This window comes from Elusimicrobiota bacterium (assembly GCA_016180815.1).
Lineage (GTDB): Bacteria > Elusimicrobiota > Elusimicrobia > JACQPE01 > JACQPE01 > JACPAN01.
In genome coordinates, this window is sequence record JACPAN010000018.1 from 1 (window position 1) to 18026 (window position 18026).

13 protein-coding genes are annotated in these 18026 nt (G+C 51.7%); all 13 read right to left on the reverse strand.

Annotated elements, in window-relative coordinates; all coding sequences use genetic code 11:
* Nucleotides 1-142, reverse strand: a 142-nt coding sequence (locus tag HYT79_09960) for an N-acetylneuraminate synthase (GenBank protein ID MBI2070909.1), incomplete at its 3' end; no start/stop codon positions are given.
* Nucleotides 139-1170, reverse strand: coding sequence for a UDP-2,4-diacetamido-2,4,6-trideoxy-beta-L-altropyranose hydrolase (gene pseG, locus HYT79_09965; GenBank protein MBI2070910.1), 1032 nt, complete (start codon nt 1168-1170; stop codon nt 139-141). The genes pseG and HYT79_09960, both read right to left, overlap by 4 nt.
* Nucleotides 1171-1191: 21 nt before the next feature.
* Nucleotides 1192-2115, reverse strand: coding sequence for an ATP-grasp domain-containing protein (locus HYT79_09970; protein MBI2070911.1), 924 nt, complete (start codon nt 2113-2115; stop codon nt 1192-1194).
* 107 nt (nt 2116-2222) lie between these two features.
* Complete coding sequence (locus HYT79_09975) at nt 2223-2912, reverse strand: YfcE family phosphodiesterase (protein ID MBI2070912.1); 690 nt, start codon at nt 2910-2912, stop codon at nt 2223-2225.
* Nucleotides 2909-3805, reverse strand: coding sequence for an NAD-dependent epimerase/dehydratase family protein (locus HYT79_09980; GenBank protein ID MBI2070913.1), 897 nt, complete (start codon nt 3803-3805; stop codon nt 2909-2911). The genes HYT79_09975 and HYT79_09980 overlap by 4 nt, the downstream gene beginning before the upstream one ends.
* Nucleotides 3802-5586: a carbamoyltransferase gene (locus tag HYT79_09985; protein ID MBI2070914.1), complete on the reverse strand. Its 1785-nt coding sequence runs from the start codon at nt 5584-5586 to the stop codon at nt 3802-3804. Before HYT79_09985 ends, HYT79_09980 begins: the two co-directional genes overlap by 4 nt.
* Before the next feature lie 41 nt (nt 5587-5627).
* Nucleotides 5628-6464, reverse strand: coding sequence for a DUF3473 domain-containing protein (locus tag HYT79_09990; protein MBI2070915.1), 837 nt, complete (start codon nt 6462-6464; stop codon nt 5628-5630).
* 10 nt (nt 6465-6474) lie between these two features.
* The gene (locus HYT79_09995) at nt 6475-6984 is read right to left on the reverse strand and encodes a methyltransferase (protein MBI2070916.1); all 510 of its coding nucleotides are present in this window, start codon (nt 6982-6984) and stop codon (nt 6475-6477) included.
* 228 nt (nt 6985-7212) lie between these two features.
* A complete protein-coding gene (locus tag HYT79_10000; GenBank protein MBI2070917.1) occupies nt 7213-8550 on the reverse strand; it encodes a nucleotide sugar dehydrogenase in 1338 nt (445 codons plus the stop codon).
* A gap of 198 nt (nt 8551-8748) precedes the next feature.
* Entirely contained in the window at nt 8749-11985 is a 3237-nt protein-coding gene (gene carB / locus HYT79_10005) for a carbamoyl-phosphate synthase (glutamine-hydrolyzing) large subunit (protein ID MBI2070918.1), read from the reverse strand.
* A 4-nt stretch (nt 11986-11989) separates the two neighbouring features.
* On the reverse strand, nt 11990-13120 hold the full coding sequence (gene carA / locus HYT79_10010) for a glutamine-hydrolyzing carbamoyl-phosphate synthase small subunit (GenBank protein MBI2070919.1): 1131 nt from the start codon (nt 13118-13120) through the stop codon (nt 11990-11992).
* 94 nt (nt 13121-13214) lie between these two features.
* Nucleotides 13215-14381 carry an ATP-binding protein gene (locus HYT79_10015; protein ID MBI2070920.1) on the reverse strand — a complete coding sequence of 389 codons (1167 nt, stop codon included), beginning with the start codon at nt 14379-14381 and terminating at the stop codon, nt 13215-13217.
* A gap of 81 nt (nt 14382-14462) precedes the next feature.
* Nucleotides 14463-17984 (reverse strand): methionine synthase, encoded by a 3522-nt coding sequence (gene metH, locus HYT79_10020; protein MBI2070921.1) that lies wholly within the window; start codon nt 17982-17984, stop codon nt 14463-14465.
* Between the last annotated feature and the right edge of the window lie 42 nt (nt 17985-18026).

Consider the following 18026-nt stretch of genomic DNA (forward strand, 5'->3'; position numbering starts at 1 on the left):
CCGCGGCGGCGGCGGCCTCGATCATTTTAGCGGCTACGTCCGCGTCGCCGCCGTGATTAACTCCCAATTCGGCGATGATAAAAGCGGGCTGTCCGGCGCCTATGGTTTTATTTTTTATCCTAACAATGTTTTGAAACGTCATTTGACACCTCGAGAATTTAAACTGCGATCCATTAAAACTTTCGCCACCCGTCCGGCGCCGGTGCCGTCGACAAGATTTAGGCCGTTGATGGACAACGTGGCCCTCATGTCCTTATCGGCGATGAATTTAGCCATTGAAGAAACAATTTCCTCTTGGAATAAACGATCGTACCGGCCGGCATAAAATGCCGCCTTCTCGCCGTGGACAAACCGGCCGATTCTGTCTTGGTGTTCATCAAGCGCCAAAAGAAGCGTGGGCAAACCAAGACACATCCTTTCCCACATGGAAACGCCGATGAGTCCCACGGCCCAATCGGCTTCCAAGATAAATTGTTCCATCCGCTGCACATTTTTTTCGATCCGGTAACGATGTTTCGCAGAACGGCAGGCTTCGGTAATTTGAGCGGCATGGCGATTATGGGGCCCGAGCACAAGCGTCACATCCAGCGGACCCGCATGATCGAGCCGCTCTAACGCCTGGACGATAATCGTCGTCAAATTTCTTGTATCTGAACCGCCCAAACTCACCAAAACGCGCGTTGCCCGGGAGCAATCCCTATGAACACCCGCATCCCGCAATAGCCGGAACTCCTCGCGCAAAAGCGTGTACGACGGTCCAAGCAGCAGATGGGCGCGATCGGAAATTTTGCCGCGATACTCCGCATCCGTATAGCCCGCGTTTTGATTCAAAATAATATCGGCCATCTCATTGCCCAACGCCTGATCGTCCATCACCATAAAACAAGAAGTCGCGCCGCGTAAAAGGCGATACTGCGGGACGCTAAAATCATAGCCATCCATAATCACGGCGGACCAGTGCGACCCGCCCACGGCTTCAGGAGCGATTACTTTAACTCCGCTTTGGGTTAGGACCTCTTTCCAATGGCCCTGGTCGCCGCTTAACGCAAAAACAACATCGGCCCGGCCGCCGATGGCTTGCGCCAAGGCCCGGCACCGGCTGACGTGCCCGGACCCGACCTCCGCCGATGCCGCGACAAAAAAAACGAAATTTGGAATTTCCCTGCTCATTAGACTATTCGCGATAATTATTCAGCAGCACGCGCCGATCTTAAAATACGGTTCCCATTCCTTAACGGCGCTAAACCCTTCGCCAAAATCCATCAACTCGCCCTGAAACCGGCAGAACCGTCCTAAGCGTACAGGCTGCGGTTCCCTCACCGATAAACATCCCAGCGCCAGCATCAACGACCACTCAACATCTTTAAAACCGCAAGCCGCCCGGGCCGCGGCGAGGCTGGAAAAACGCGGGTTAATTTCCAGCAATTTAACTCCCATGGCCCCCTTGCGCACCTGTATATTGACACTGCCGCTGATTTTTATCGACTTAGCGATATTGAGGGCATAAGCTAAAACATCCTCATCATCACTAAGTTCGGCGTACCAAGAATTTCCTCCGGGACCCAATGAACGGCGGAACGCGACGGCCTGAATAAATTCAGGAGAGCTGAAAACCCCGACTGAAAATTCTCCCTCTTTGTCGTCGACGTAAGCCTGTACCACGGGAGCTTGGAATTGAGCGATCTGCTGATCCAAGGCGGAGCGGTTTTCGATGACGCTGACCCGGCGGGATCCGCTGGAGCGGCGTTCCTTGATGACGAGAGGAAAGCCATAACGGACGATAAAATCATTAAGCTGACGCGGGTCGGCCCCGTCGGCAAAGGGAGCTACGTCAACATGCCGCGCCAAATTTCTAAAACACTCTAATTTATCCCCATGGATTTTGACGAAATCTCCATTTTGGGCGATAACGGGAATTTTCGAAGGCAATATCGGCGGCCCCGCCGGATTGAGGCCGGAAAGCGCGAAAATCTCCGGTTCGCTTGCGGGGATCACCGCGTCAACGCCGGCGGCCACGGATAAATCATTGAGAATTTGAATATAGTTCTCATCGCCGGCGGCGGGAACCTTATAGAACCGGTCGACGAAAGCGCGCCCCGCATGGCTTTCGCTCATATCGCATCCATAAAGCTCCATAGCTGGAGAGGCCAATCTTAAAGCCTTTGCGACCGCCTGCCCTAAATCAGCGCCAACCGCGGTTATTAAAACTGAGATCGATTTATTCATGTCCTGGAAAAAATATCACAAAGATACGGAATAGCCGCATTATGTTGACGCGCGTCCTCAATTAATTCGGCGGGGTCAAAGGGCACTCTGAAAATTTCCGCTTTATCAGACTCAACATCCACCGTCGCATAGGATGCCGAATTGCCGATATCCCTTGGTTGTCCCACCGATCCGGGATTAATGATTAATTTATCCCCGTGCCGCTTGATAAAAGGATAATGCGTCTGTCCCATCGCGATAACGCCGGAAGAAACCTCGTTGAAGCGGTCCCATCCCTTAAAGTCCGGATAAACGCGGCCTCCCAAAGGATCCCACGGCGCGCCATGAAAACAGGCCACGCCCGCGCCTAATTCCAAATTTTGTGATACCGGCCACGACTTCACGAGAGCTAGCGTCTCCTCGGACGCGCGCGATAAACTCCGGCTTAATGCCGAACCATACTTATCCCGGTAAGATTGCGGCGGCACCGATGCTTGAGACGCGCAATCAAGAAAAATCTGATCATGGTTGCCCCGGACGCCGACGATTCTTTTATCCCATAATGATACGCATTCTTCCACGAAAGGATAATGCCCGCATAAATCGCCAAGAAATAAAATCCGGTCAACTTCGTTAAGCAAAACATTCAACACGCGCTTAAAGGCCAAATGATTGCCGTGAATATCGGCGATCAGTCCCAGCTTCATGATAAGCTAACAACCCCTTGCTTAGCCCAATCGGGGATATCCGACCATAGATGGGACATATTGTCGGAAAACGATCTTACCCATGGACTTAATTGGGAACTGGGCGAATACACGATCTTGTCCTCCGTTGCGGCGTCATCGCTCCACTCCACTTCAAGCCGTGAGCCGGGCAACATTTTCAAGGTTCGCACGAACGCGGCCATATCGACCGTTTCGAAAGAAGCTCCCATAAACAATCCGGACATCGCATGAACGCCCGTCTCCAGAAGGCAACGGCTCGCGTCATAGGCTGAAATATAATTTCTTTTGCTATCGCGGCGCGCCGTGGTTTTGCCGCCTGCCTGCGGGCCGTTTAAAGCCAGTAATAATAACCTGTTCCAAAACAACGTGGGCTTCTCTTGCCAGCCAAAAATGCCGGCCAGACGGATCATGGCGGTTTTTTCAGGTTCCAATAAAAGCCGCCAAGCATGCTCGGCGGCTAATTTACCCAAGCCATAAAAAGAACCCGGCTGAGGAGGCGTTTCCAAATCAACTTCCGGGCCCAGCATATACACATTAACTCCGCCCGCCAACACGCAAAAACCAACGTTAGCCGCCCGCGCCCATTGAGCGGCGTTAACGGCCATGGCCGCGTTAATAAAGAATCCATCGGGAGTATTCCAATCAACCCATGCGGCCGCGTGAATTAAAACCGCGTTTCCAGGATTGGATAGATTAATCGTCTTGCGCAATTTCTCATCAGCGCCGCCGGCTCCCAAATCCAAACCGCCGGCACGGGGAGACTTAATGGGAATGATAACGGCATCCGGATATAATTTTCCGCAAGTTTTTACTAACTCCCGTCCCAGAAAACCCGAAGCGCCCGTAATAATAATTTCCAAGGTCCGGCTCATGATATGCCGACAGGCCTCTCCACTTTGGCTAATTTGCGCCCGGCGGCGTCTCGGTCCACATCGTTTAAACGCTTCGAGGATTTCCGAGAAACCCAATAATTTTCTATCACTAGAGCGTCGACACCGCAGGAGGAGAAGGTCTTAATCGCTTCCCGGGGAGTGCAGACGACAGGTTCTTGGATATTAAAAGAGGTATTTAAAAGCACGGGAACTCCGGTTAATTTTTCAAAGTGATCCAAAAGCTTCCAATACTTGGGATTGCTCGATGAATTAACCGTTTGCGGCCTGGCCGTGTTATCGACATGGGTGACGGCCGGGATCATATCGCGCTTTTCCCGGCGCACGGCAACGGCGATGGTCATGAAGGGAGCCTGCTGCTGAATTTCAAAATACTCAGAGGCTTTTTCTTCCTTCACGGAAGGCGCGAACGGCCTGAACAGTTCCCTTTTCTTGATCTTTTCGTTGATCACGTCGCGGATTGAATCGGACCGGGGATCGGCCAGGAAAGAACGGTTGCCCAAAGCGCGTGGGCCGTATTCCATTTTTCCCTGGAACCAGGCGACGACCCCCCCTTCAGAAAGCAATTTGGCCGTGCGGGCAATGAGCGCGTCGGTTTCCATTTTTTCAACGGTAAAACCGCTATAGCCGGACGAGGCTTGAGCAATATCAGAATCCTGAAACTCCGGCCCATATTGAGCGTGCGTGAGCGGTTCGGGGCGTTTTCCCGTCAACCGCTGATAAAGCAACATCGCGGCTCCGAGCGCCCCGCCCGCATCGTGGGGCACGGGCGGCACATAAATTTCCTCAAAAATGCCCTCGCTCAAAATTTTCCCATTGGCCTTGCAGTTAAGCCCGCAGCCGCCCGCAATGGAAAGTCTGCTCATGCCGGTCCTTTGGCGCAGCTCCTTGGACATGCCTAAGACGACGTCCTCAAAAGCCTGCTGAGCGGAAGCGGCGATATCCCGATGACGATCATTGAATTCAACCGTTTCACTGAGTTCCCTGGGCGGGCCGAAATGCCTTGTAAAAGAGCCTTGGAAATCTCCTTTTAGGGCAAGGATATAGTTCAACGCCGACGTATTGAGGCGATAGCGGCCGCCCGGTGAAGAGACCAAAAAATTCTCTCGTATCCATTTAGAGCCCGAGGGATCGCCATAGGGGCTTAAACCCATCATCTTGTATTCGCCATCGAGCATTTTAAACCCAAGATAACCCGTCACCGAAGAATAGTAGTGCCCAAGCGAATGCGGCAATAAATGCTCATCGATTTTTTCCATTGAGGATCCACGCCCGACCGCCCAGGTCGTGCAAGCCGCTTCACCGGCTCCGTCCATAATCAAAATCGCGCTGTCTTGGAATGAAGAAGCGTAAAAACAGCTGGCCATGTGGCAACTATGGTGGTCCAAAAAATGGACGTTTTTCGGAGTCGCGCCGAAACGCTTTGTTAAATTCCCTTTTGCCTGAAAGAGGCTCATCCAGCCGGAATCCTCGCCGCGGGCATCCGTAAAAACAGTCACTGCTCGCTGGGCCATCCGAACGAAAAATCGGGGATCTAAAAGAAGGGTTTTAATCAGAAGCTTGGCCCGGTGGCCCAATTGAAAAGGGTTCCAGTAAACGGCAACATGATCAATGTCGGCCAATGTCAATCCGCGCGTTCCCAAAACAAATTCAATGGCGCGATAAGGCAACCCCCCGTCATGCTTAATGCGGGAAAACCGCTCCTCTTCCGCTGCAGCGACGACCCGGCCGTCTTCCATTAAAACAGCCGCCGACTCAGTCATGGTCGAGAGCCCCAAAATATACATCTGTCTTTTAATCTCCGTTAATTGGATAGAACGGATTCCACCGGACAAAAATCATAATCCTCGGCAAGCTTAAGCAATTTCTCGCCGGCGCTGCTGCGGCCCATGCGGCGCATTTTATCGCCGGCCCGATGCAAGGCATAGCCGACCCCCATCGGGTACGCCAAGGGGGCAGCGGCAGGGTCAATGTCATAGGGGTGCAGATACACCATAGGGATAAATCCGAGCGTTTCGGCCCTCGCTAATAACCGGCGAATAATAAACAAAGGGAGCAAACGAAAATAAGTTCCCCCGATCACCGTAAGCCTCTTGGGGCCAAACCCGATGGAAGGCAAAGGCACTTCCACCAACGTGCCGCCGGCCCCGGTAACAGCGACGGTGCCTCGTTGACCATCCGGCATTAAACGGATTCGCCTGGAACTATCCACTTTGAAGCCGCAAGCGGACAACATTTCGCCAAACCAGGGGTCGCAACCATCGCTGCTGAAATGCGGCGCCCTGAATGAAACAACGGGCCGGCCCGTAACATCTTCAAGCGCGCGTTTGGCCCGCGTAATATCCAGTCGAAACCGCTGGGGGCCCAGTTGCCAAATGCGCATATGCTCATGCCCATGGCAGCCGACACGGTGCTTGGCGGTAATTAAACTCCAAACGGAGGATCGAAGCTCGGCGGCCAACCGGCCAACGGAAAAAAAAGTCGCGCTGGCTCCGCAGGTATCGAAAAGCTCTAAAAGCATAAGCAATTGGCGCTCGATCTCTTCGGGATTGGGAGGCGGGTAGTTTCCCAAATGATCATGCAATTGCTGGCGCCGGTAGTCTTCAAAGTCTACGGTTAAGAACGCTTTTCTTTTAGGCATAACGAAACGTTCAGGCTGGGTGACATTCGATGGTCATGACAACGTGCGGGTTCCACCAGAATGTCTCAAAACCGATCAATCGAAAATAAGAGTATCTTCTCATACTGGACAACACCGTTTCCGCATCTAAAGGGATTGAGTTGAATCCCAGGGTGAGCATGCCGCCCGGTCTCAGCAAGGACTTCTCGACGATTTGCCCGAAAAGTTTGTCCAACAAAAATACGATGCGGCGATCATAGTAGGGAAGATTCCACCAAATCGCATCATAACGCCCCTCAACCCGGTCTAAAACATCTGAATGAAACAATTCCAACGGCGCGGAATTCATTGAAGCGACTTTCCGGGAGCTGGTAATTTCATCCTCAAAAATAGAGGAGCCGGAAATAGATAATTCTGGAAAACGCTTTTTTAAGTAAATGCCCAAAATACCGTACCCGCCGACGCCGATCTCATGAACGCGCCGCCAAGAATGCCGCGCAGCCAAATGTTTCAGCCTGCGGCCGAGCAACAGAGTGGTCACATCTCCATAAGTAAGGACATATCCTTTCGCTTGATACTGGATCGGGGGCACCTGTATTCCAAAAATTCTCGGTATGAATTTATTTTTGAAAAACAGCCGATGAAACCATCCCTTCAAACGGGATTTATTAAGGCCGGCATAGCGCTTGGCATGCGCCCTCTGTTTAAGGAGCCTAAGATCAGAATCTAAGGTTTGCGTCATTAATCGCCATTGATCTGCGGAGATCGCCTAAGCTTTGATGATTTTCTCCCGGCCGGCTTTTACGTGGCTGGTGGCGTTGCGCGTGTCGATGATCAGCTGCGAACATTCCACGATCTGCTCATAATCGAAACAGCCGTGATCGGTGATAATCATCACCACGTCCATCTCTCTTAATAAGCTCTCGCTTAACGGCAAAGATTCCATGGTCAATTGATAATGCCGCAAATTGCCGAACGAGGGAATATGTGGGTCGCTGTAAGCAACACGGGCTTCGTATCTCATGAGAAGCTCAATAACTTTCAGCGCAGGTGATTCACGAATATCTCCGACGTCTTTTTTGTAAGAAACACCCAAAACCAAAACTTTGGCGTCCTTGATGCTGCGGCCCCGCTTATTGAGCGCTTCAACGGTTTTAGCCACGACGTATTGCGGCATGCCTGAATTGATCTCGCCGGCCAGCTCAACGAAACGCGTCACCATGTCATATTCCCGGGCCTTCCAGGTCAAATAAAACGGGTCGACGGGAATGCAATGGCCCCCCAAGCCCGGACCGGGATAAAAAGGCATAAAACCGAACGGTTTCGTGGAAGCCGCGCTGATAACGTCCCAAATATCGATCCCCATCCGGTCGCAAAGAATTTTCAATTCGTTGACCAAGGCGATGTTAACGCACCGGAAAATATTTTCAAGAAGCTTGGTCATTTCCGCGGCTTCAGGAGAGGCGACCAGCACGACTCTTTCCACGATTTGTTCGTAAAACGTTCGCCCCACCCGTTGGCATTCGCTGGTCACGCCGCCCACAACTTTCGGAATCTGCGCCAAGGCGAATTTGCCGTTGCCCGGATTTTCCCGTTCAGGAGAAAAAACCAAATAAAAATCTTTCCCGGCTTTAAGCCCGGTTTTCTCGAACTGCGTCAACAGTACTTCGGAAGTTGTGCCCGGGTAGGTTGTGCTTTCCAGGGAAATAAACTGGCCCGGCCTCAACGTTGCTTTGATCGCAGCCATCGTATTAACGATGTAGGAGAGATCCGGTTCCCGATACGGCGTCAACGGAGTAGGGACGCAGACCAGAATACAGTCCGCCTCGCCGAGACGCCCAAAATCTGCGGTCGCCAGAAGACGCTCTTGTTGAACCAGCTTGGCTATTAAATCGGACCCAATATGATTGATATAGCTTTGACCGCTGTTGAGCCGCTTGACCTTGTGCTCATCAATATCAAACCCAAGAACAGGAAAACCCATATCTGCGCAGCGGATCGCCAAAGGCAGCCCCACGTAACCCAAACCGATAATCCCGACAACGGCCTCGCGGGATTTGATTTTTTCGAGAAGCTGCGAAGATTGATGCCGATCGCCCGATGCTATATCTATAGTCGTCGTTTGATTGCCAGACGGCGCGGCTTGTTGTGTTACTGAAGAACCAGGTTGTAATCCCACGTTTAACACCCCCAACTAATAAAAAAATTCTTATAAACGATTTAAATTCTCAATAAGGAATTAGGGTAAAGAGTATAACAAAAGCGATAGGTCCCGAAGGGCAGGATGGTTTAAATTAAACAAAATTTAAGTCAGCGTGAGCATCTTGGGTTCCAAATAAGCGGACCATTCATCAATTTCAAGATCATTGCTTGAAACCCGGCAAATAGCCTGGGTCAAGCAGCGGGCCAGCCACAGGTCGGTAATCAAGGGAACGTCGTAATCAATGGCCCATCGGCGTATGAAAAAACCATCCGGGCGGCCTTGATCGTCGTATTCTCTCGTCACATTAATAACTAAATCAATTGTGCCGTTTTTAAGGCAATCAAGAGCGCTGAGGTATGAACTTTTGCCGTCGCCTTTATCCACAATAACGCATTCAATCCCTTCCTCAACCAGCATTTCAGCAGTGCCGGGGGTGGCATAAATGGGCAGGCCATATTTGGCCAACATCTTGGCTTCATCCGCAAAGCGGTATTTTTCTTCCATTTTTCCCAAGGAAAGAAGAACGCCGCGCTTCGGGTAGCGAAAACCGGTGGCCAGCAACGATTTTAATAGGGCCTCGTCACGGGTTTGGCCGAAACAAGCGACCTCGCCCGTTGAAGCCATCTCCACCCCCAAGATGGGATCGGCCCCGGTCAACCGGCGGAAAGAAAACTGGGGAGCCTTGACAGCCACATAATCCAGCTCAAGAGGATTTTTGAGAATGTGTTCCTTGGCAGGCACGCCCAACATGGCTCTGGTCGCCTCACGAATAAAATTAACCCCCATCACTTTGGAAACGAAAGGGAAGCTTCTGGAAGCGCGCAAATTGCACTCGATGACCTTGACCACATTGTGGCGCGCCAAAAGCTGCACATTAAAAGGCCCGGTAATATTGAGTTTTCCGGCGATTTGCTGGGCCAGGCGTTTGACTTGGCGAACGGTTTCAACATAAAGCTTTTGCGGAGGCAAAACCAAAGTGGCGTCGCCGGAATGAACGCCGGCGTCCTCGATATGCTCGGAAATAGCCCATAAAATCAAACGGCCCCGGTCCGCGACTGCGTCAATTTCAATTTCACGGGAATGGCGCTCAAATTGCGAAATAACAACCGGATGCTCCGGAGAAACGTTCGCGGCTTTAGTTAAATAATGGCGCAATTGGGCTTCGTTGTGGGCCACGCGCATGGCAGCGCCGGAAAGAACGTAAGAAGGACGCACCAAGACCGGATACCCCCCTAAAGTTTCCACCGCTTTATCCAGATCATCCAAACGGGTGGCAGAAAGCCACTTGGGCTGCTCCATGCCCATGGAATCCAATAACGCTGAAAACTTTTCCCGGTCTTCGGCCTGGTCGATGGACTCCGGCGGCGTTCCTAAAATGCGCACGCCGTGGCGATGAAGTTTTAAAGCCAAATTATTGGCGGTTTGCCCGCCCATGGAAACTAAAACGCCTTCGGGTTTTTCGACATCAACGATTTCGAGCACGGTTTCTAAAGTGATTTCGTCAAAAATCAGCCGGTCGCAGACATCATAGTCCGTGGACACGGTTTCCGGATTGCAGTTTAAAAGAATGGTTTCATAGCCTGATTCCTGGGCCGCCCAAGCCGCATTGACGCAGCACCAGTCAAATTCCACGCTTGAACCGATTCGGTAGCAGCCTGAGCCCAAAACTAAAATTTTGCGCCGGGAAGAAGAATCAGCGTCGCTTGCGCTCGCCGCGTAAGTCAAATAAAGATAATTCGTTTGAGCGGGATATTCGGCGGCTAAGGTGTCGATTTGCGCCAAATAGGGCCGCACGCCCAAACGCCGGCGTAATGATCTGATTCCTTGGGCCGATGTTTTTGTCCGCGAAGCGATGGTTTTATCGGAAAAACCCTGTTTTTTTATTTCAAGCAAAAACGCCCGGTCTAATTGATCCTCAGAAACTGTGGATAATTGTTTGTCCAGGGCCACGATGCGCTCGATTTCCGCCAGAAAAAACCGATCAATTTGAGTCAGAGAAGCGATTTCTTCAAAAGACGCGCCTTCCGCGAACGCCTTGGCAACGGCGAAAATGCGCAAAGGCGAAGGATGTTTAAGCTCAAAACGCAAATTGTCAAAATTAAAAATATAAGGATCAAGGCCGTCAACGCCGATTTCAAGCATGCGCAGCGCCTTTTGCAGGGCTTCGGGGAATGAACGGCCGACGGCCATGACCTCGCCGACCGACTTCATTTCCGTGCCGATCCTGGTATTGGCGCCGTCGAATTTCTGCAAATCCCAACGGGGGATTTTGCAAACAATGTAATCCAACGCCGGCTCAAAAAACGCTTTGGTCGTTCGCGTGATGGGATTAGGCAATTCATCCAAGCTGTAACCAAGAGCTAGTTTGGCCGCCATATAGGCCAAGGGATATCCCGTGGCTTTTGAAGCGAGCGCCGAAGAGCGGGACAAGCGCGCATTAACCTCAATAACGCGGCATTGGCTTGATTTGGGATCAAGCGCGTATTGAATATTACATTCGCCGATAATGCCCAGCTCACGGATCACCTTGATCGCGATGTCCCGAAGCGATTGATATTCTTCGTCGTTTAAAGTCTGCGAAGGAGCCACCACGATGGATTCGCCGGTGTGAATGCCCATGGGGTCCACGTTTTCCATGTTGCAGACCGTAATGCAATTGTCCCGGCTGTCGCGAACAACCTCGTATTCGATTTCTTTCCACCCATAAAGGCATTCTTCCACCAAAACCTGGGGCGAGCCGATAAAAGCGCGCTCCAGAGCTTGGCGGCATTGATTTTCTTCGTAGACAATGGCCGAACCCTGTCCGCCCAAAGAGTAGCCGGCGCGCAAAATAACCGGATAACCGATGGAATTGGCCGCTTCCAATGCCTCGTCAACGCCGGAACAGGCGCGGCTTGCGGCCGTTGATACGCCGATGGCCGCAAGACGATCGACAAAAATTCGACGATCTTCCGTCGCCAGAATGGCTTCGACAGGAGTTCCCAAAACTCGGACGCCCAAGCGCTCCAAAATTCCGGCGCGGGCCAAATCAAGGCCGCAATTTAAGGCTGTTTGACCGCCGAAGCTCAGCAGCAGGGCGTCGATATTTTCTTTGACCATGACTTTCTCGGCAAAATGAGGATCGACCGGAAGGAAATAAATGGCGTCAGCCATTTTTTCCGATGTTTGGACCGTGGCGATATTAGGATTGATTAAAACCGTATAGACGCCTTCTTCTCTTAGCGCTTTTAAGGCCTGGGAGCCGGAATAGTCGAATTCCCCGGCTTGGCCGATTTTTAAAGCGCCGGAGCCCAGGACCAGGACTCGTTTTGGTTTTGAATTGCTATTTTCTTCCGGCATGAATCTACACCAACAAGGCCTGCCGGGTTTCCCGGACCGTATCTAAAAAGGCGTCAAATAAAAAAGCGGTGTCCCTTGGACCGGGCGCTGCTTCCGGATGAAACTGAACCGAATAAAAAGGAAACGAGCGGTGGCGAATACCCTCATTGGTCCTGTCATTAAGATTGACAAACCATGGTTCCCAATCTTGAGATAAGGAAGCGGGATCAACGGCGTACCCGTGATTTTGGCTGGTGATGTAGCAACGACCGGTGGTCAAATCTTTGACCGGCTGATTTTGGGAGCGATGCCCGTATTTGAGCTTATAGGTTTTGGCTCCGGCAGCCAAAGAAAGCAATTGATGGCCCAAGCAAATGCCGAAAACCGGAATCTTGCGCTCGAAAGCCAAGCGCAGACGATCGGCCAAGTCTTTTAAATCAGAAGGGTCCCCGGGTCCGTTGCCGATCACAATGCCCTGGACATCCTGAAGTATGGATTCCCAAGGACGATAAAAAGGAACGCGCAGAACAGAGGCGCCCCGGCGCGTTAAAGATCGAATAATGCTTTCTTTGATCCCGGCATCGATCACCAAAATAACGGGGCCTTTGCCTTCATAGCGAATCATTTCCGGCCAAGCCGCGTCTTTGGCTGCCTGGCTCATATCAACGCCTTCCACAGGCTCATGATCGCCGGCCCGCAGCGCGCCTTCTAAAGTGCCGTGTTCTCTCAAACGTTTGGTTAGCTGCCTGGTATCGATACCTTCAAGCGCGGGCACGCCTTCGGATTGAAGCCATTCGGAAAGGCTGCGCACGGCCTCGTAATGGCTGTGGCTTTGGCTGTAGCGGCTGACGATTAAACCTTGGACCTGAATTTTTTTGGATTCAAAACGGTCGCGGGGAACGCCGTAATTGCCCTGAAGAGGGTAGGTGAGGACTAAAATCTGACCCCGATACGACGGGTCGGTCAGAGATTCGACATAACCTGTTAAACCGGTGTTAAAAACCACCTCTCCGCGAACGTTTTTCTGAGCGCCGAAAAAGCGGCCAATGTATTCTGTGCCGTCGCTTAAAACGAGTTTCGTCTCTAAAACGGAAGAAGGTTCGCTTTGTTGAACGCGAGCTGCTTCAACGGACGAAAAACCGGTCTTAGCCAACATGCTTGTGGTTTTAGCTGGGGTCGAAGGGATTCTAGCAAAATGGCCTTTAGACCTGTCGATTAAGCGCAATGAATTAAAAAGCGCGGTTTGAGCGTCAAATTAAAGCCGACAAAAATTTGTCGGCGGAGATGACGCGGATGCCGCCGCTTAACTGATCGATCCCCGGCCTGTTGATCACCTGGTAGGCGAAGGGGATGCGCAACTTTTCCCTGAAGTAATTCAAATTCGGGACCAATCCCTCATATTGAGTTTTGACTTCGACGGCAAACCAGGGTTTCTCACCGACGGTGAACAAAAAATCGACTTCCCTTTTGCTGCTGTCGCGCAAAAAATAAAGTCCGGTCCGGTAGCCCTCCCGGTCATGAAGCCAATGGGCAAGCTTAAGTAAATGTGAGGCCACCATGTTCTCGAAGCGGGCCGCCGCTCCCGTCACCTCCGACCAGTCCCAAAGATACAGCTTGGGCTCTTTCTTGAGCGACCTAAACGGTCCGCGTGAAAAAGGATAAATCCTAAATTGATAATAAAAGGCCTCGAGAATATTGAGCCAGTTGGAAACAGCCCGGTGACTGACTTCCATATCCTCCCTGATCGCATTGATCGACAACAATGATCCCACCTTTGAGGGCAACATCCCGGTGAGGACCTGCATAGCGCTTAAATCGCGGATGGTTTCCACGTCACGAATGTCTTCGCGCAGGAGCCGTTCATGCAGCTCGTTGTGCCAGAGCCGCAGTTTTCGCTCATCCTGAGCGAGCATGGGTTCGGGAAAGCCGCCGAATTGTTCCAGAATTTCCAAACCTTTGGCCGGCGCCCCCACGGGAATGTTTTCAAAGGGTTTGAGAGGGTTTTTCCTATTATTTAACTCAGCCAGGGAAAACGGATGAAGACGATAATGACGATAGCGGCCTAAAAGCGAGTCGCCGCCTTTACGGTAGACATCCAGGCGGGCGCTGCCGGTGATAAGAAATTTATATTGATGCTTAAGGCTGTCGTATTCGCCTTTAACGAAGCGCTTCCAACGCTTGTATTTATGGATTTCATCAAGAATAATGAGATCGGCATTCTGCGGCCAGTCAGCGGCGATAATGGCGTCGCGTCCTTGTTTTTTATCCCAGTTAAAATAAGCCGCCTTCTTAAACCTTCCGGCCAGCAATGATTGGGCCAGCGTGGTTTTCCCCACCTGCCGGGGACCGCTGATAAATACCATCTTCTCTTCAAGATCGACGGCGACGGGTGAGCTTAGATACCGGTCTTTAAGCATAACTTAAGTATATGTTAAGTTTTGCTTAAAAGCAAAATTAATATGTAAAATTTTGCTTAATATAGAAATTGATGATTCCGTTTAAGCGGCTACCGCGCTTCCTACGGAGAAATAACGGGCCTGGGGATGGTGAAAGACCAGGGCAGAGACCGAGGCTTCGGGTTCCATCATAAAGCCTTCGGTTAATTGGACGCCGATGTGTTTGTCGGGTTCGAGGAGTTTAAAGAGTTTTGCTTGGTCCTCTAAATTTGGGCAGGCCGGGTAGCCGAAGGACACCCGAAGACCCCGGTATTTGGCCTGAAATTTCTCGCGGATGGGCATGCCCGCGGGATCGGGGATGCCCCACATGGCGCGGATTTTTTCATGCAAAAGCTCGGCGAAACCTTCGGCTGCTTCAATGGCGATGGCTTGGAGGGCATGGCTTTTTAAGTATTCGCCGGCTTCGCGCAAGCGGGTTGATTCTTCGCGGATGCCGTCGCCGCAGGTGACCACGAAGAGGCAGAGGTAATCGGGGCTTAAGTTCTTGGGACGGATGAAATCGGATATGCAAAGGCGTTCGGCGGAGGGTTGGCGGGGGAAAGCAAAAGTTTCGATGATGTCAGAAGATGGGGCTGAAAGAATGTGGATTGAGTCCCCCTCGGAGCAACAGGGGTAAAACCGGTACACGGCGCGGGCTTTGATCAAATTTTTGGCTAGGATTTCCCCTTTTAACTCCTCAATGCTTCGATGAAGCTCCACGGCTTTAGGGTTGCCTTCTTTAATCAAATTTTCAGGAGAGCCTTTCAGGCCCAAATGCTTACCGTACAACATAATGGGGTTGATGTAGCGGAAAATCGCCTCGATATCAAAGTTATTTTCGATATGAAGCTTTAAATCAGGGGGCGCGGGCGATAGGCCATCATGTTTGATAATGGCTGCTGCGGAAACTGCTTCCGATTTAACGGGATGAGAGCCGTTCGCGGTTTGACAAGAGAGATACTCCTGAATTTCTTTATTTTTGGCCACGAAAGCCTCGCAGCGGCCGGAATCCACCAAAGAATTAGCGGCTTCGAGACCCGACATGGCGTCTTTACAGTAAACAACAACGCTGTCATAGCGCGGCGCGATTCTGGACGCGGTGAATTTGGCGGAAAGCGCGGCGCCGCCGACTAGGACGGGGACATCGATTCCGGCGGCCTCTAAATCCTCGGCTGTCACCACCATTTGATGGGCGGATTTGACCAAAAGACCGGAAAGTCCGACCAGCCTGGGCGCTTCTTTTTTAACGGCCTCGATTAATTGCTCCGGGGCGACTTTAATGCCTAAGTCCACGACGTTATAGCCGTTGTTCTTCAAAATAATATGGACCAGGTTTTTGCCGATATCATGAACATCGCCTTTGACCGTGGCCAAAACAATTTTCCCCTTGGTGCCCACATCCACTTTGTCCATGAAAGGCTCCAAATGCGCCACAGCCGCTTTCATAACCTCGGCAGACTGAAGCACTTCGGCCACGATCATTTCGTTATTGGCGAATAGGCGCCCCACCTCATCCATGCCTTTCATTAAAGGGCCATTGATGATGGCAAGGGGTTTTGTGTGCTTTAAAAGCGTATCCAAATCTTCGATCAAGCCTTCTTTTGAGCCTTCGACCACGTTTTTGGGCAGGCGTTCCTCAACAGGCAAATCCTTGCGGGTGTCTTTCTTTTTCTCGGCGACTTTATCCCGAAAATGGGCCGTAAACACGGCGATTAAATCAGTGCCGGGCGGATAGGCAGGATCACCGGGGCCGCTCCAAAACAAAAGCTGCTCGGCCAAACGCTTATCCTCTTCAGGCAAACTCGAATACCGGGCAAGCTTTTCGGTATTGACAATGGCCAGATCCAGCCCGGCTTGCACGCAATGATGAAGAAATACGGCGTTTAACACCTCGCGCCCGGCATGGGGCAGTCCGAAAGAAACGTTGGAAATGCCCAAAATGGTTTTGCAATGAGGCAAGGCTTCTTTGATTTTTTTGACGCCTTCGATGGTTAGAGCGGCCGAGCCGAAATAATTTTTGTCCCCGGTGGCGCAGGGAAAAACCAAGGGATCAAAAATCAAATCCTCGGGCCTGAGTCCGTACTTTTCCGTCAAAAGCTTAAAACTCCGTCGGGCAATGGCTAATTTTCGCTCGGCGGTGACGGCCATACCCTGGGCTTTGTCCTCGTCAATGGTGCCCACAACCACGGCGGCGCCGTATTGATGAATGAGAGGAACCACGGTCTCAAAGCGCTCCTCGCCGTCTTCAAGGTTGATGGAGTTGATAATGGCTTTGCCCGGAATTTTCTTGAGCGCGGCGTTGATGACTTGGGCGTCCGTGGAATCGATCATAATGGGGGCTTTGACTTTTTTAACCAAATAATCGAGAAAAATCCCGATATCCTCCAGCTCGTTTCGATCCGGATTGGCCAAACAAACGTCGATGACATGAGCGCCGTTTCTGACCTGGCGGCGGCCGACTTCCGCCGCTTCCTCCCATTTGGCGCCCACGACTAAATCTTTGAAGAGGCGGCTTCCGATCACATTGGTTCTTTCCCCCACCAAGATCGGACGCTTTTCATCGGTCATTTCGAAGGGTTCAAGACCCGAAACATGGCAACGATGTCTTCTGACCAACAGCCTGGGGATTTTGCCTTGGACCAATCGGGATACGCGGCGGATATGCTCGGGCGTAGTGCCGCAGCAACCGCCCACGATATTAATCCAGCCTTCCGAAATGAAGCGCTCCAGCTTCTTGACAAAAATTTCCGGGGTTTCATTGTAGCGGCCGTTTTCATCGGGAAGACCGGCATTGGGGATCGCCGAGACGCCGAAACGAGACAACTCGGAAAGCGTGCGGATATGATCCGTCATAAAATCCGGGCCGGTGGCGCAGTTTAAGCCGATGGAAAATAAATTGCGGTGTTCCAGCGATATGTACAGGGCCTCGGCGGTTTGCCCGGCCAGCATGGTGCCCATCACCTCGATGGTGGCGGAAATCATGACCGGGACCGAGCGATCAAACTTTTGAAAAGCCTGATCGATGCCGTTTAATCCGGCTTTCAAATTCAAGGTATCCTGGGCGGTTTCCAAAAGCAAAATGTCCGCTCCGCCTTCCAAAAGCCCCAACGCTTGTTCGGCATAAGCGGCTTCCAGCTGCTGGAACGTCACGCCGCCGGTCACTAAAATGGTTTTGGTAGTGGGGCCCATGGAACCGGCCGCAAAACGGGGTTTATCCTTGGTGGAATATTTGTCTGCGGCTTGCCGGGCAATTTGCGCCGCGGCCCGGCTGATCTCTAAAGCCCGGTCAGCCAAAGCATACTCGGCCAACACGGTGCGGGTTGAGCCGAAGGAATTCGTTTCAACAATATCCGCACCCGCTTCAAGATACGCTTCATGAATTTCCCGGATCACATCCGGGCGCGTGATGTTTAAATTTTCATTGCAGCCTTCCAAGGCCGGTCCGCCGAAATCCTCGGCTTTTAAATCCCGGGCTTGAATCATGGTGCCCATGGCGCCGTCAACGACCAAAATGCGCCCATGGAGCAAATGCCGCAACTCCTCTTCGCGGCCCCGGTTTTTATACGTTACCCCAATATTGCTCATAAAACTAAAAACCCTGTGCCCGGCGGGACACAGGTTTTTCCC